The sequence below is a fragment of the Trinickia sp. LjRoot230 genome (assembly GCF_964253315.1).
In the GTDB taxonomy this organism is placed as follows: Bacteria; Pseudomonadota; Gammaproteobacteria; order Burkholderiales; family Burkholderiaceae; genus Trinickia.
Genome location: NZ_CAXUQX020000002.1, coordinates 613,596 through 629,317, shown reverse-complemented (window position 1 = coordinate 629,317; position 15,722 = coordinate 613,596). Strand labels below are relative to the sequence as shown.

Sequence of the window (15,722 nt, the reverse complement as noted above, 5' to 3'; positions counted from 1 at the left end):
TGTCACGCGTCGCATCGCATCGCATCGCGTCGTGACGCGGCGCATTCGCTCAGCGCGCGTGTGACGCCGTCGATCACGCTCGCCCAGTCGCCGAGGGATGGCTGGCGAAAGATGCGCGCGCTCGGATACCAGGCGCTGCCTTCCCGCTCCAGCATCCAGCGCCAGCACGTATCGAGCCGGTTCAGAATCCAGACAGGCTTGCCCATCGCGCCGGCCAAATGCGCGCTCGACGTGTCGACCGAAATCACGAGATCGAGATTGTCGACGAGTGCCGCCGTATCGGCGAAGTCGTGCAAGTCGTCGGTCCAATCGATAACGCGCCGGCTTGCGGGATGGGCGCTCTGCGCCGCGCGCAGTTGCGCGGCGGCCGCGCCTTTTTGCAGACTGAACAACTGCACGCCCGGTACGTCGGCAATCGATGCCAGTTGTTCGAATGCAAGCGAACGCCGCGCATCGGTTTTTCGCAGTTCAGGCACGTGCGGCCGCGAGCCGCCAGCCCAGACGAGGCCGACCTTCAGCGCACGCGATGCGCCGATCGTCTCGTCGATGCGAGCCGCCCACCGTTGCGCGGCCTGCCTTTCGGCATGCAGGTAGGGCGCATCCCAGGGAATAGTCTCGAGTGTCGTGCGAAATGCGAGCGGCAGGCTGAGCAGCGGACAGTGGCAGTCGAACGGCGGCAACGGCGAGCCCGCTTCGACGAGTTCGGCCACGCCGTCAAGCCCCGCGAGCAGTCGCATCAGTTCGGGCTGCACTTCGAGAATAACGCGTGCGCCGCGCTTCGAAACGAGGCTCGCATAACGGCAAAACTGTATCGTATCGCCGAGACCTTGCTCGGCGTGCAGCAAAATCGTTTTGTCTTCGAGCGGAATGTCGCCGAACCACTGTGGCTCGGCGAATGCGCGCCGGCTGGCCTTGATGCGCGAGCGTTGCCAGCGCCATTCGTACTCGGCCCATCCCTCGTCCAGCTGCCCCATTTGCAGCAAACACAGCGCGCGGTTCCAATGCGTTTCCGCAGCTTCGGGCGCAAGCGCGAGTGCGCGCTCGTATTGGGCGAGCGCATCGGCATGCCGGTTCAGATCGATCAGCGTGAGCCCGAGATTGTTCAATGCGTCGACGAACGCAGGCGCAAGCGCAAGCGCGCGTTCATAGCTGGCCCGGGCCTCGACGGGCCGGTTCAAATCGCTCAGCGCATTGCCGCGATTGCTCCATGCTTGCGCGTACCCCGGCTGCATACCGAGGGCTTGATCGCAGCTCGCGAGCGCGTCGTCGGGTCGGCCGAGATTGCGCAGCACGCAACTGCGATTGTTCCACGCGGCGGCCAAATCGGGCTGGGCGGCGATGGCTTTCTCGAAGTTGTCGAGCGCAACGTCCGGGCGACCCAGTCCGGCCAGTGCCACGCCGCGGTTATTGAGCGCATCGGGAAATCCGGCGTTGAGTGCCAACGCCCGATTTGCGGCCGCAAGTGCTTCTTCATACTGCCCCATGGCGTTGAGCGCAAAGGCAAGATTCGAGTAAGCCGGCGCCTGCGTGTCGTCGACGGCGACCGCGTCTTTGAGCAACGCAGCGCCTTGTTCCGTGCGTCCCGTCTGCAAGGTGAGCGCGCCGAGCAGTTGCAGTGCATCGAAGTGGCGGGGACGCTGCGCGAGGATCTCGCGGTAAATCTCCTCGGCGTCGGCGAGCGCGCCATGTTGCTGGAGTGTAACGGCTTGCCGCAGCAGGTTATTGAGTTGACGCGGGTTGTCTGGCTTGCTCATGCGTTGGTGTACTGATTGCACCATCCTTTTGCCGCGACTTGCTTGCTGCCGAAAAGGGGACACCCGCCCCACGTCTCGCCTGCTGCACCGCCGAACAGCGAGCAGTTCGCGCAGGTCTGGCCGACCTTGTAATTGGAAAAGCGCTGGGCGTCTACTTTCGTGGCGTCATGCCGGTAACCATACTGGCGCGCTTGCGGATCACTTTCGTCGAGTTTCGCGGCGGGCGCCTGAGCCGATGCATTGCGCTCGAGCGCGAGCGACGAAGCCGCACCGATGCAGGCGATCACGAACGTGCGGCGCGAGACATTCATGAGGACTCCTTTATATTTTGAAGGCAACGTTTGATGAGGGGCAGCCTGCGCATAGTGCGCGCTTATTGTGCCGGCAGCGAGCGTAAATCGACCGTGGGCGTTTGCCCGAAACTGTCACTGAGCAGGTACTCGATGAACTTTTCGGCCGCTTGCTGTGGAGAGCTTAATTGTCCCGTCTGTTTGAGTTCGACGAATTTGCCGCGCGACGGAAAGCGTCCCTCGTCCACTTCGCGAAGGGCCGTCTGCATGTCGGTATCGACAACACCGGGTGCGATCGTCGCCACGCGCATTGCGCGTTCGCCATCGAGCGCGACGGCGCGCGCGTGGTGGTCCAGCGCTGCTTTCGTCGCGCAATAAATGCCCCAGCCCGCGTAAGCGTTGCGGGCTGCACCGCTGGAAACATGAGCGATACGACGGTCCGGCAGGTTGCTGCTGGCGGCGGCGAATGCACTCGACAGCATCAGCGGCGCGGCAACGTTAAGGACTACCGAACGACCCACCTCGTGCGGTGGCTGCAGGCTGCAAGGGCCGATTGGCGCAGCGGTGCCGGCGTTGTTGATGAGCAGAACCTGTCGAGCACCTTGCAGGAATCGTTGCAGCGTGCCTTCAGCAAGCCATGCTTCTATGCTGCGCGTATCGGACAGGTCGATTTCGGCTTCGTTCACCGCGCTCGGGAAGCGTTGCGCGAGCAGTGGATGCCGGGTTCGAGCCAGCCCGAGCAGGCTAAAGCCGCGCGCGAGCAGCGCTTCAGATAATGCGGCACCGAGGCCGCGCGTGTGGCCGGTTACGATCGCTTTCGACACCACTGGGGAGGGCGAGGTCATGGCAATTCCAAATTCCGTTGAGTCAGTTGGGGCGGCTAACCAGGGAATTGGGCGGCAAAGAACAAGGACGGACGACGTACGACGTACGACGTACGACGTACGTCTCAGATGATGCGCAAAGCGCAGCGCAATCGCAAGCCGCAATCGCACCGATCGCGGTTTGCGAAGCCGCACCGGGCCTTAAGCCGCCGCGTCGAGCGACGGGTAGTCGACGTAGCCGTCGGGCCCTGCGCTATAAAACGTCTCCGGGTTCGGCTGGTTCAGCGGTGCGCCGAGCTTGAAACGCATCGGCAAATCGGGATTCGCGATAAAGAGTTGGCCCCAGGCGATTGCATCGGCTTCGCCGGCGTCGAGCGTTTGCTGAGCGGATGCCTGCGTGAACTTTTCGTTAGCGATGTACACACCGCCGAATGCCGCTTTGAGCATCGGGCCAAGGCGGTTCGTGCCCAGCGATTCACGCGCGCAAATGAACGCGAGCTTGCGTTGCCCTAGCGCGCGGGCCACATAGCCGAAGGTTGCCTCGGGGCTTGAATCGCTCATCGAATGCACATCGCTGCGCGGCGCCAGATGCACGCCGACGCGCCCCGCACCCCACACCGCGATGCATTCGTCGACAATTTCGAGCATCAACCGCGCGCGCCGCTCGATCGAGCCGCCGTACGCATCGGTGCGCAGGTTGGTGCCGTCTTGAAGGAACTGATCGAGCAAATAGCCATTCGCGCCATGCAGTTCGACGCCATCGAAGCCCGCTGCCCGCGCATTTTCGGCGCCCTTGCGAAACGCTGCGATCACGTCGCGGATCTGATCCAACGTGAGCTCGCGCGGCGTGACGAAGGGCCGTTGTGGCCGGACCAGGCTCACATGGCCGGCGGGCGCGATGGGGCTCGGCGCGACGGGCAGATCGCCATCGAGGAAGATCGGATCGGAGACGCGGCCCACGTGCCAAAGCTGCAGAAAAATCCGGCCGCCCGCCGCGTGGACCGCGTCGGTGACAAGCCGCCATCCGGCGACTTGCTCATCAGACCAGATGCCGGGCGTCGCGGCGTAGCCTACGCCTTGCGGCGTAACTGCCGTCGCCTCGGTCAGGATGAGCCCGGCCGACGCGCGCTCGGCGTAATACTTGGCCATCAAGGCGTTGGGCACGCGCTGATCGCCTGCGCGCTGACGCGTAAGCGGGGCCATGATGATGCGGTTCGGCAAAGTGAGATCGCCGACGACGAGTGGATCGAAAAGTGTTGGCATGAAAATTACCTGTGTCAGTCGATTGAATGGGTTGAATTGATCGAACTTTCGTCGAGCCTCAAAGGTTCGCGTCGAGCGTGTCGAGAAAGGCTCGGATGACCGGTTCGTTGCGTGTGTAAAAACACCACTGACCGACGCGTTTGACGCTCACGAGTCCCGCGTTTTGCAAGGTGGCGAGATGCCCGGAGCAAGTCGATTGCGACAAACCGCAGCGTGCGTTGATCTGTCCAGCGCACACGCCGAGATCGAACGGCAGTTCCTGGTTGGGGAAGCTTTCCGCCGGTGTCTTGAGCCATGCGAGAATGTCGCGTCGCACGGGATTTGCGAGCGCCTTGTGGATGGCATCGATATCTATCGTCATGCCTCGTCGGTCATTCATTGGAAACGTCGAAAGTATATATCGGGATAATCCGATATGGATAAGACCCCGTTGACGACGCGGTTGATGCTTAGGGATTGGGGTGGGTTGGCGGAAAACAGCAAGGAACGCCATAGATGTAGTGCTATTCCCTAATTCCATCCAACGTTTGATCAAAAAAAGCTGATAATCACCCGTGATCTGTCGCGAAAATAGCGATTCCTTCCTTCCTTTCGCTTATTTTCGGAACACTGCAATGGTTGCCCCTGATCTGCTGATTGCGTTTGTCGCAGCGCTCGTCGTCGTATATGCCGTCCCTGGCCCGGATATGGCGCTAGTCCTGCAAACGAGCATCGCGCGTGGAACTCGCACGGGTTTGGTCGCCGCGGGCGGCCTCGCGCTCTCGCGTGCCACGCATGTGACGCTTTCGGCTTGCGGTGTGGCCGCGCTCTTGAAGGCCGCGCCTTGGCTTTACGAAGTTATCCGCGTGGGTGGTGCCGTTTATCTTGGCTACGTGGCAGTCCAAATATTCCGCTCGCCGATGTTCTCGCTGCAGAGTGAAACGGAGGGCGGACGGGCGCCGCGCGCGCCGTTGAGGGCAGCCTTTGCGAAAGGGTTGCTGACCAATTTACTCAATCCCAAGGCGCTGATCTTTTGCTCGGTGCTGCTGCCGCAATTCGTGCGGCCGGCGGCTGGCCCGCTCGCATGGCAGGTAACGGAGCTTGGCATCGTATTGCTGATCGTGGGCATGGCGTTCGATACGCTCTACGCTGTCGGCGCAGCGCGGATATCAAAACTATTACGCGCGCATCCGCTCGCGCAAACCGTGCAGCGCTGGGCGTTCTCGGCAGCGCTGCTCGGCTTCGCGTTGCGGCTGTCGTTCGATTGACGCCGCACGCTTGCTGCGGCGTACTTATTCGCCGGGCTTGCCCAGGTACATGAACTTGGTCAGCTCGACCCCGTTGTGCCGCAAGATGTCATACGCCGTTGTCACATGGAAGTAGAAATTGGGCAGCGCGAAATGCAGCAGGTATCGGCTGCCCTGCAGCTCGAGCGTACCGTTGGGCAGGTTGAGCTTGACGACGCGCTCCTCGCTGTGATCGAGCTTCGCCGCGTCGAAATCGGCGAGGTAAGCGATCGTTTTGGCGATGCGCTCGTCAAGTTCATCGAACGTCGTTTCCACATCGGGAAAGCTCGGCGGCGGCACTTCGGCCAAGCGTGCGACGCAAAGCTTCGCGGCATCCGATGCAATCTGGATCTGCCGTGTGAGCGGATGCATGTCTGGGTAAAGACGGCTCGCGAGCAGCACGGCTAGGTCGATCTTTTTCGCTTCCGCGTGATCGCGCGCCTTGCTGAGGATGACGCGAAGGTTCTTCAGCCCATGCGTGAAAACGGGCACTGACGCTTGATACATGGAAAGAGGCATGTCTCGGTTCCTTGGGGTGATGAGGGCGGTTGCTTCGGCCGTGATCATATGCCGTCTGGGAAACGCTTGCATAAAGGCGCGCTGGGCAAGCGCGCGCCGCATATTGCTGGGCCGATAGCCGTGCGTTCGTCCGGCGCTAGTCCGAATGGCCAACGCATGTCAGACAAGACGCCTGAATCGCATCCCATGCACTACACTTTCGTCAGTCATCCGACGATTGCGGATTTTCCACGTTGCTTCCTTGATGCGGCGGCCGAGTTTCGCGTGCCGCCGTTGCGCGTTGTATGGAACTGCGTGGAAGCGGTTCGGTCGGAATTCGACGTAATCCTTCCAACAGGAGCGTCACACGATGACAACAGCAAGAGAGCAGCTCGCAGGCAGCCACCGCGAGCCGGTGAAGGGTTCCACGCGTCTGGGTCCGTGCGATCCGGGCCAAACGTTGCATGTGGTGATCACCGTGCGCCGGCCGGCTGAGGGGGCGCTCGAGCAGGCGGTTCAGAAAGTCGCGCGCGGCGAGCGAGTCGAACCGCTGACGCGCGAGGCGTTTGCCCAGCACTTCGGCGCAGCCGAAAGCGATCTGGCGCAGGTCCAGGCGTTCGCAAAGAAATACGATCTTCACGTCGACCAGGTCGATGCTGCCGCTTCAACGGTCATCCTCAGCGGAACGGTGGAGCATTTTCAACACGCGTTCGGCGTCGAGCTTTCGCACTACGAGCATCCGAAACTCGGGCGGTTCCGCGGGCGTGTTGGCTATGTGACGGTGCCGGCGGAACTGAGCGGCATCGTCACGGCCGTGCTGGGTCTCGACGATCGCCCGCAAGCGCGCCCGCATTTCCGCACGCGCCCTGCCATCGAGCCGCGGCGCGCCACGCCCGAAGCCGAAACGTTTACGCCGCTGCAGCTCGGCCAACTCTATAACTTCCCGTCGCACGATGGTAGCGGTCAGTGCATTGGCGTAATCGAGTTGGGTGGTGGCTATACCTCGTCCGATCTCACGCAATATTTCGCTGCGCTAGGCGTTTCCGCGCCGACGATCGTCCCGGTTTCGGTGGCCGGGGGCAAAAATTCGCCAACCGGTGAGGCGAATGGCCCCGATGGCGAAGTGACGCTCGACATCGAGATAGCAGGCGCGCTCGCACCCGGAGCCAAAATTGCGGCTTACTTCGCGCCGAATAGCGACGCGGGGTTCATCGCTGCGGTCAAGCAAGCGATACACGACAGAACGAACAAGCCGTCGGTGATCTCGATCAGTTGGGGCGCGCCTGAATCGAGCTGGACCCCGCAGGCTATCGCGCAATTCAATCAGGCGCTCCAGGAAGCCACGGCGCTGGGCGTGACGGTTTGCGCCGCGGCTGGCGATAGCGGCTCGAGCGATCAGGCCGCAGGCGGCGAGGATGTCGACGTCGTCGATTTCCCGGCGTCGAGCCCCTATGCGCTTGCGTGCGGCGGCACGCGGCTGAGGGCGCGCGGTGCGGGCGGCGCCGGGTTGTCGATCGAAAGCGAAGTTGTTTGGAACGATGGTGCATCAGGTGGCGCGACGGGCGGGGGCGTGAGTGCGCAGTTTCCGGTGCCTGCCTGGCAGAACACGCTGAAAGTCACGCGAGCAAGCGGCCAGCATGTGGCGCTCGCCGGTCGCGGTGTGCCCGATGTCGCGGCCGATGCTTCGCCAAGTTCCGGCTATCTCGTGCTCGTCGGTGGTCAACAGATCGCGGTTGGTGGAACCAGTGCCGTCGCGCCGCTTTTTGCGGCGCTTTTCGCGCGCATCATCGCGGCGACGGGCAAACCGGTCGGACTGGTCCAGCCCGCGCTCTATCGCGCCGCGAATGCCAAGGCGTTTCACGACATCACGCAAGGCAATAACGGCAGTTTTTTCGCGGCGCCTGGATGGGACGCCTGCACGGGGCTTGGCAGCCCCGACGGAAGCAAGATTGCCGCCGCATTGGGCGGTGCAGCAGGCGGCTCGTAGCGGCGTGCGCCGGACGGCATTTCCCGCTTCGAACGGCAAAGCGCCGCAGTCCGAGGCGGTGTAGCACCAGCAATCAACGAAGCGCAGTGGGCCAGCACGAGCGGGCACGCACGAGACGCGTGCCCGCCAATTCAAGCCAATTCAATCGACATGGAGCGATCAGATGAACCCCGATACCGGTTCCGCCAATCCGCAGTCGTCGCACCACAACTCGCATTCGCCAACACCGGGCCGGGCATCAATGCCGCGTCCGTTTCAAGCGGCTGGGTCGCAGCGTGGCGATGAGCCGCTTTTCGATCCCGTCGCGTATGGCAACGGCCCCGACGACTCGGTCACCGATACGACCGAGGCTGCTGCCGTCACACACCACACGATCATGCTCGGCAGGCGGGAGATTGCCTACACGGCGAGTGCAGGGCATCTCGTCACGGTGGACGAAAGCACCTCGCAGCCGAACGCGAAGATGTTCTACGTGGCCTTCACGGAGGACGGCCAATCCGAGGAGGCACGGCCGGTAACGTTTTTTTATAACGGTGGGCCCGGTTCGTCGTCGGTGTTCGTGCTGCTTGGCTCGTTCGCTCCAAAGCGCATCAAGACGTCGATGCCGAATTTCACGCCGCCCGCGCCTTATCAGATCGAAGACAACCCGGACAGCTTGCTCGACAAGAGCGATCTCGTGTTTATCAACCCGGTTGGAACAGGCTATTCAGCAGCCGTCGCGCCCCACACGAACAAAGCGTTCTGGGGTGTCGATCAAGATGCGCGCTCAATCAAGCAGTTCATCAAGCGTTATCTGACGAAAAATCAGCGCTGGAACTCGCCGAAATATCTGTTCGGAGAGTCGTACGGCACCGCGCGCAGTTGCGTGCTGGCCTATTTGCTGCATGAGGACGGCATTGATCTGAACGGCGTCACGTTGCAATCGTCGATTCTCGACTATGCCCAAGCGGGCAACCCGGTCGGCGCGTTGCCAACGGCCGCGGCCGACGCCTGGTACCACAAGCGGCTCGGTGTCACGCCCACGCCGACGAATCTGGATAATTTCATCGAGGAAGTCGCGCAGTTCGCACGAACGGACTACCTTGCTGCGCTGCGTAAGTTTCCGCAGACGGACGACGCCACCGTCGAGAAGCTCTCGCAATATACGGGCATCGATAAAGCGACGCTGATCGCATGGGGCTTGGACATTGCGGGCTACGACAGCCGCGGTAATTCGCTTTTTCTCACCGCGCTCCTGAAGTCCAAAGGCATGGCGCTCGGCGCCTATGACGGACGCGTGACCGGTGTCGACACTGGCATTGCGGGCCAAGTCGATCCGAACTCGGGCGGCAACGACCCGACGATGACGGCCGTATCGGGCGTTTATACGACGATGTGGAATGCCTACCTCAATGAGCAATTGAAATACACGTCAACCTCATCGTTCACCGACTTGAACGACCAGACGTTCAAGCACTGGGACTTCAAGCACACGGACCCGACCGGTGCGCAAAAAGGCATCGACGACAAAGGCAATGTCATCCTCTATACGGCGGGGGACCTGGCCGCCGTGATGGCGCTCAATATCGACCTCAAGGTGTTGTCGGCGAACGGCGTTTATGATTTTGTCACGCCGTTTTATCAAACCGTCATCGATCTGCAGCGCATGCCGTTGCTGGACAAGCGCGTTCGCGAGAACTTGTCTGCGACCTTCTATCCGTCCGGCCATATGGTCTATCTGGACGGCGGCTCGCGTACCGCGCTCAAAACCGACTTGGACAAGCTGTACGACCGGACGACGGCCGACAAGCCTGCGATGGCCCGCATTCGCATGCTGCAGCAGCGGAACAAGACCTGATCGGGGTGCGGCACGGTGCGCTCGCGCTGGGTGCCGGCGCCGGCCGCTTTCTTTTTGCGCTGGTCGAGAAGTCGGGATGCGGCGAGCATGGCGCTTGCTCCGGTATCGCATGTCGAATCGTTTTCAATCGATGCAGATATGGCGGATTGGCTACAACGTTTTTATCGTCTGGGCGCGCACCGCTTCCTTTCGCTTCAATTACTCCATTTGTTGATCGCGGCGCCCGTAGCCTGGGCTCAGGCGCCTAGCGCGGGGGGCGCTTCCGCAGCATCCGCGGCCGAGGCCGCCTCAGCCGCTGCCGCTGCGGCTGCACTCGCGCGCGCTGCACAGCGCAATGCGGCGATCGCCGCGGCGTTGGACCCACGCGATGCATTGCACCTTTCCAGGCAATTTACCGACGAGGTCTCGCGGCGTCTGACGGTACCGAACAACGATCAGCGCGCATACGGCAACCGCTTGCAGGCCGCGCTCGCCGCTCGCGGGCTCGGCGCTTTGGCGAGGCAATACGTCGTGCTTGTTGATCGGGCGCCCAATGTGCAGGCGCTATTCATCTATTTTCGCGCGAGCCCGTCGGAGGCATGGCGAATGATCGGCGCGTCGCCGGTTGCCACTGGCCTGCCGGGACGCTACGAGCATTTCGTGACACCGATCGGGGTATTCGAGCACACGCCGCAGAACATGGATTTCCGAGCGGAAGGAACAACAAACGAAAACGGCATTCGCGGTTACGGCGCGCGCGACATGCGAATTTTCGATTTCGGATGGACCGATGGCCAACGCGGCTGGGGCAAGGGCGGCACCTCGCCGATGCGCTTGCAAATGCATGCGACCGACCCCGACAAGCTCGAGCCGATCCTTGGCATTCGCCATTCAAAAGGGTGCGTACGGATTCCCGCGTCGCTCGACGCGTTTCTCGACCGCCACGGCGTGCTAGACGCTGATTACGCGGCGCTTGCCGACGCCGGCAATGTCGTCCGCGTGCTCCGGCCCGAGCGCGAAACGACGCCGTGGGCGGGGCGCTATATGGTGGTCGTCGATTCGGGCAGCGCGACGCGACCAGTGTGGTCGCCGCGGCCGGGTGCCGACGTGCGCGCAAAGATGCCGGCAGCGGCCGATACCGCCGACTGACGCTGTCGCTCCCGCACGCGTTCAGCTAGCGCGCGAGCCAAGTCAGCGCGCCGCCCAGCAAAACGCCGAGCGCGGCGCAGGCCCAGAGCAGGCGCCGCGTGCGTTGCTGCTCGCGCCGAAACTGAGCGACCCAGGCGACGACATCGAGCGTGGTGCGGCGCGGTTCGAGCCGCTGCAGCGCCTGCACGACCAAAAGCGGTAGCCTGGGTGCGATGGGCGCAAGATGCGGCAGTTCGCGCGAGATGCGCTTGAGCCATCCGCGATGATCGACATCTTTGCGGGCGAGGGCCGCGAGTGACGTCTCGGCGATCTGCCAAGTATCCAATGCGGGCGCGAGCATGCGGGCCAGCGATTCGGCGCGTGCCAGCGAATGGCCGGCGAGCACCAGTGCGGGTGGCATGCGACCGCCGAACGGCTCGACCGCGTCGACCAGATGCCGCAGCAAGCCGGTGGCCATTCGCTCGGCGGCCGGCCAGGCGAAATGTGCTTCGCCGCGCGTGCGAAGCTCGGCTTCGAGTTGCTCAGGTCGCGTGTGCGGCGCCACGTGGCCGACCTCGTGATGCATCCTTGCGAGACGTCCGTAGTCGCGCTTGAAAAGTGCTGTCGCGCCGTGGACGAAGAACTCGCGTTCGGGTTCGGTCAGCGTCGACATGACCGCGCAATCGGCCAATACGATGCGCCCGGACGTCTGCGGCTCGATGCTGACGCGCAGGTGCCGTGCGCTCAATGCCGCATGGAAAAAACCGTGCTCGAACGCTTGATCGATGACGACTTCGACGATATGCGCGGCGAGGCGCTCCAGGTCCACGCCATGACGCCGCAAACCGTCGATGTCGGTCGCCGGTAAGGTGTCGATTCGCTCCACGACCAGCGCCTTGTCGGTCGTCAATGCCCAGTTGACTTCCGGAACGGCCAAACGAGTGTCGGCGGCGAAATGCCTGCCGGTCTGAGACAGGTTCGCGGCCTCCATGCGCAGATCGAAGCGGCGCGTCACTTCGAGCGCATAGATGTCGGCCAGCGCGCGCAACCCGAGTGTGCGCGCGGCGGAAAACCACCTTTCGAGCAACCGGGCGAGCCAGCGCAATACGGCAACGTCGTCCTCGATGCGCTGCACTTGCCGCACGCGCAACAGTTTGACAATTACGTCCATCTTGCTTGGCGAGCCTTGCAGATCGTCCATTGCCCGCAGCCGGGCAGCGTGAGTCTGCTCGGCGATGCCGCTTTCCAGCGGCATCCAGTCGATCGACTCGAACGCGTCCTCCAGCGGATGGCCGATCGCCGCGCGCAACGCCGATTCCGCTTGCTGCGGCGAGAGCGGAGTGCTGAGCGCCGTTCGCTCGCGAGCCAGCTTTTCGAGCGCGTCGTGCAACGTTCGCAGCCCCCTGCCCGGGTGCGTGGCGAATTCCTCGACGAACGCACTCGCGAGCGGGCCGAGTTGCGGCAGCGCGCGATGCAAAGCCGCGCGCGCGCCGCGATCCCTATGCATGCGCGCGAGCAGGGTGGCGATCCCACGGAGCTTTTCGCCTTCCGGTGCGGCTGTCCAAAGGAGTGTGGCGCCATATCGGAGCGCGCAGAAAAGAAGCAGCAGGCGGCGAAGCGTAGTGCGCATGAATTATGCGTCAGAGGATTATGTGAACGGAAGAGAAGAAAGGATGCCACGTCCCGCCGGGCTGTGCGCTCAACCGATGGCTCTTGGTCCGCTTCGGGCCACATTGCTGCAATGCACAGTAGAAATCTGCAATCGACCCTAAAGAGGCGCCTTTGAATTGCCGTTAATCGAGTGTCAGGCGGACCGTTTCGATACAACGTCAACGCGCGCGACTTTTGCGCTTCGCTCGCTGCGACCGATCGCATGCCGTTGTTGCCATCCAGATGAGAGAGCCAACGATGTCGCACCACCTTTTCGCCCGCCTGTTGCCGCAGCGCATCGCAGTCGATCTCGGCACTGCCAATACCCTGATTTACGCGCTTGGCAAAGGCATCGTTCTGAATCAGCCATCGGTGGTCTGCTTTCAGGCAACAGCCAGCACCGGTCCCGTGCGCATTGCCGCCATTGGCGAACAGGCCAAGCAGTTGCTTGGCCGGTCGCCGCGCAACTTGAAAACGGTGAGGCCGATGCGGCACGGCGTGATTGCCGATTTTTCAGCCGCCGAGCGGATGTTCCGCGAATTCGTTGACATGGCGCGGCTGCGCTCGCTCTTTGGGCGGCGCGCCGAATTCACGATTTGCGTGCCGTATTCGGCTACGGAAGTCGAGCGGCGGGCGATCCGCGAGACCGCGCTTGCGGCAGGCGCGGCAAAGGTGAGCCTGATCGACGAGTCGCTGGCCGCGGCCGTGGGCGCGGGGCTACCCGTCGGCGAGGCGCGTGGCTCGATGGTCGTCGATATCGGCGGCGGGACGACCGAAGTGGGTGTCGTGACGCTTGGTGGCATTGCGTATCAAGGTTCGGTGCGTGTCGGTGGCGATCAGTTCGATGCGGCGATCATTGCGCATGTGCGCAACATATACGGCGTCGTACTCGGTGACCAGACCGCCGAGCACCTGAAAAAGACCATCGGCACAGCTGTTTCCAACGTGCCGGCCGAACGCATGTGCGCGGTCGGGCGCAGCCTCAGCGACGGGCTGCCGCGGACGATCGAACTGTCGAACCACGACGTGGCGGATGCGCTGTCGGCGCCGCTTCGAACGGTCGTCAATGCAGTCAAGCTCGCGCTGGAGAGCGCGCCGCCCGAACTTGTTACCGACGTCGCTCACACCGGCATTGTGCTGACGGGCGGCGGAGCGTTGCTCGCCAATCTCGATAAGCGGCTGGCGGAGGAAACAGGTCTGATGGTACGCGTCGCCAACGAACCGCTGACGTGCGCGGTGCGTGGTGCCAGCGCGGCAGCCGGTTGCGTCGATGCGGCCGCGTTCAACTGACAGCATCGACCCGACCTGATTTGATCCAATCCGACCCGGCGTCTTGCGCCGAGCGTCGACATTCCACGCTCACGCTTGCCGCGGATGAAATGCGGCGGTGTTACCATGTCCGGTTTCCAAACGGCACTTGCCTGCATGTGACCCGCCATGGCCACGATCAGTCAACTCAACGTCTATCCAATCAAATCGTGCGCAGGCATTGCGCTCGACGCTGCTCGCCTACTGGCGCACGGGCTCGAATACGACCGTCATTGGATGCTCGTCGATACGAACGGACGCTTCGTGACGCAACGCGTGTTGCCGCGACTCGCGTTGGTCGTCCCAGCACTGAGCACGGAGCAACTGATCATCCGCGCGCCAGGCTGTGTCCCGCTGTACACGCCGCTTGACGCCTCGGCGCTGGTCAGCGCGAAGCGTATCGAGGTGACTGTATGGCGCAGCACGCTGAGCGCACTCGATGCCGGCGACGAAGCGGCGCAGTGGTTTTCCGATTTCCTCGGTGTGCCGCTGCGCCTCGTACGCTTCGATCCAGCGGCCGAGCGCATTGCCAACCGTCAGTGGACAGGCGACACCATCGCCCCCGTGCGTTTCGCCGATGGTTATCCGTTGCTTGTGATCGGCCAGGCTTCGCTCGATGACCTGAACACGCGGCTGATGCAAAAAGGTGTAGCGCCCGTGCCGATGAACCGTTTTCGGCCCAACCTTGTGCTGAGCGGTCTCGAAGCCTACGAGGAGGACTATGTCGATATGCTGCGTATCGACGCGCACGATGACGCTGAGATCAGCCTGCGCATCGTCAAGTCCTGTACGCGCTGCCCCGTGCCGACCATTGATCAGACGACCGGTGCGCCCGATCCGCGCTGGCCCCACGAGCCGACCGATACGATGAGCGCCTACCGCGCTGATCCCCGCCAGGATGGTCAACTGACGTTCGGGCAGAACGCCGTGGTCATCACGGGTGCGGGCGGCACGCTGGCCGTGGGCGGCGAAGCCGAAGTCGAGTTGCGTTTCGAAGATTGACCTTGCGCGAGCCGATGTCTTCCCGTCCTCTTCCTCCGTTATCGATCGAAGCCGCTGGCGAGGTTTATTTCCTCGAGCTTGCGAACGGGTTGCACATGCCTTACGTCGAGCGTGGTGCCGGCGAACTCGTGCTGTTCGTGCATGGCTCGCTTTGTGACTACCGCTATTGGCAACCGCAGCTCGACGGGCTGGCCAAGCACTATCGCTGTGTCGCTGTCAGTCTCACGCATTACTGGCCGCTTGCCGGCTTGCCGGATACGCGGCCTTTCACGTGGAGTCTGCACGCGGACGAGCTTGCCGAGTTCATCGACACGCTCGGTGCCGGGCCGGCACATGTCATCGCACATTCGCGCGGCGGCTGCATGGCGTTTCATTTTGCCTTGCGTCACGCACGCCAGGTGAGCACGCTGACGCTGGCCGATCCCGGCGGCCCGGTCGAGACGCCGGGCCAACCAGTCGTCATCCTGCCCGACACCGTCAATCCGTTGCGGGCACGCGCAGCCGAGCTTATTGAAGCGGGCGACCTTGAAGCCGGGCTCGAACTCTTCGTCGATTCGGTGAGCCGCGTCGGTTCGTGGGCCAAGAGTACGGCTGGTTTTCGTCGCATGGCGCTCGATAACGCCGGCACGCTGCCGCGTCAATTTGCCGACCCGCTGCCGGCTTATACACGCGAAGCGGCGTCGCGCATGCCATGTCCGGTGCTTCTGATCGATGGCGAAAAGAGCCCTGATCTGTTTCGCCGCAACGCGACCGCGCTCGCCGAATGGCTGCCCGACGTGCGCCGGCATACCATCCGCGGCGCGTCGCACGGCATGAATCTCGCCCATCCGAGCGCATTCAATCGTCACGTAGACGAATTCATTCGCGAGCCGCGCTGAGATTCGGCCGGCCCACTGGGGCGGGCATCGCACTTGCGGCGCCCCTCGCCTGAGCCACG

The 15,722-nt window shown here is 63.0% G+C and carries 14 protein-coding genes; 7 read left to right on the top strand and 7 right to left on the bottom strand.

The window, feature by feature from the left end:
* Positions 1-2: 2 nt before the first annotated feature.
* From ACSQ20_RS21815 to ACSQ20_RS21795, 5 genes are all read right to left on the bottom strand, one after another.
* Positions 3-1,754, bottom strand: coding sequence for a tetratricopeptide repeat protein (locus ACSQ20_RS21815; RefSeq protein WP_436024119.1), 1,752 nt, complete (start codon positions 1,752-1,754; stop codon positions 3-5).
* On the bottom strand, positions 1,751-2,065 hold the full coding sequence (locus ACSQ20_RS21810; protein ID WP_436024117.1) for a high-potential iron-sulfur protein: 315 nt from the start codon (positions 2,063-2,065) through the stop codon (positions 1,751-1,753). The genes ACSQ20_RS21815 and ACSQ20_RS21810 overlap by 4 nt, the downstream gene beginning before the upstream one ends.
* Positions 2,066-2,127: 62 nt before the next feature.
* Positions 2,128-2,889, bottom strand: a complete 762-nt coding sequence (locus ACSQ20_RS21805; protein ID WP_436024115.1) for an SDR family oxidoreductase — start codon at positions 2,887-2,889, stop codon at positions 2,128-2,130.
* Positions 2,890-3,069: 180 nt separating this feature from the next.
* A complete protein-coding gene (locus tag ACSQ20_RS21800) occupies positions 3,070-4,131 on the bottom strand; it encodes an alkene reductase (RefSeq protein WP_436024113.1) in 1,062 nt (353 codons plus the stop codon).
* Positions 4,132-4,189: 58 nt separating this feature from the next.
* Complete coding sequence (locus tag ACSQ20_RS21795) at positions 4,190-4,492, bottom strand: ArsR/SmtB family transcription factor (protein WP_436025807.1); 303 nt, start codon at positions 4,490-4,492, stop codon at positions 4,190-4,192.
* Positions 4,493-4,745: 253 nt separating this feature from the next.
* Here ACSQ20_RS21795 and ACSQ20_RS21790 point away from each other — a divergent pair, with 253 nt between their 5' ends.
* On the top strand, positions 4,746-5,378 hold the full coding sequence (locus ACSQ20_RS21790) for a LysE family translocator (protein ID WP_436024111.1): 633 nt from the start codon (positions 4,746-4,748) through the stop codon (positions 5,376-5,378).
* Positions 5,379-5,402: 24 nt separating this feature from the next.
* Here ACSQ20_RS21790 and ACSQ20_RS21785 read toward each other — a convergent pair whose 3' ends face one another.
* Entirely contained in the window at positions 5,403-5,915 is a 513-nt protein-coding gene (locus ACSQ20_RS21785) for a DUF1993 domain-containing protein (RefSeq protein WP_436024109.1), read from the bottom strand.
* A gap of 349 nt (positions 5,916-6,264) precedes the next feature.
* Between ACSQ20_RS21785 and ACSQ20_RS21780 the strand changes: the two genes are divergently transcribed.
* The 3 genes from ACSQ20_RS21780 to ACSQ20_RS21770 all read left to right on the top strand — a co-directional run bounded on the left by ACSQ20_RS21780 (position 6,265) and on the right by ACSQ20_RS21770 (position 10,846).
* Entirely contained in the window at positions 6,265-7,881 is a 1,617-nt protein-coding gene (locus ACSQ20_RS21780; RefSeq protein ID WP_436024107.1) for a S53 family peptidase, read from the top strand.
* 163 nt (positions 7,882-8,044) lie between these two features.
* Positions 8,045-9,718 (top strand): S10 family peptidase, encoded by a 1,674-nt coding sequence (locus tag ACSQ20_RS21775; protein ID WP_436024105.1) that lies wholly within the window; start codon positions 8,045-8,047, stop codon positions 9,716-9,718.
* Between the two features lie 87 nt (positions 9,719-9,805).
* Positions 9,806-10,846: a hypothetical protein gene (locus ACSQ20_RS21770; RefSeq protein WP_436024103.1), complete on the top strand. Its 1,041-nt coding sequence runs from the start codon at positions 9,806-9,808 to the stop codon at positions 10,844-10,846.
* Positions 10,847-10,871: 25 nt separating this feature from the next.
* Here ACSQ20_RS21770 and ACSQ20_RS21765 read toward each other — a convergent pair whose 3' ends face one another.
* The gene (locus ACSQ20_RS21765; protein ID WP_436024101.1) at positions 10,872-12,455 is read right to left on the bottom strand and encodes an ABC1 kinase family protein; all 1,584 of its coding nucleotides are present in this window, start codon (positions 12,453-12,455) and stop codon (positions 10,872-10,874) included.
* 263 nt (positions 12,456-12,718) lie between these two features.
* Here ACSQ20_RS21765 and ACSQ20_RS21760 point away from each other — a divergent pair, with 263 nt between their 5' ends.
* From ACSQ20_RS21760 to ACSQ20_RS21750, 3 genes are all read left to right on the top strand, one after another.
* A complete protein-coding gene (locus ACSQ20_RS21760) occupies positions 12,719-13,765 on the top strand; it encodes a rod shape-determining protein (protein ID WP_436024099.1) in 1,047 nt (348 codons plus the stop codon).
* Between the two features lie 147 nt (positions 13,766-13,912).
* A complete protein-coding gene (locus ACSQ20_RS21755; RefSeq protein WP_436024097.1) occupies positions 13,913-14,785 on the top strand; it encodes an MOSC domain-containing protein in 873 nt (290 codons plus the stop codon).
* 95 nt (positions 14,786-14,880) lie between these two features.
* On the top strand, positions 14,881-15,663 hold the full coding sequence (locus ACSQ20_RS21750) for an alpha/beta fold hydrolase (protein WP_436025805.1): 783 nt from the start codon (positions 14,881-14,883) through the stop codon (positions 15,661-15,663).
* The last annotated feature ends 59 nt before the right edge of the window (positions 15,664-15,722 follow it).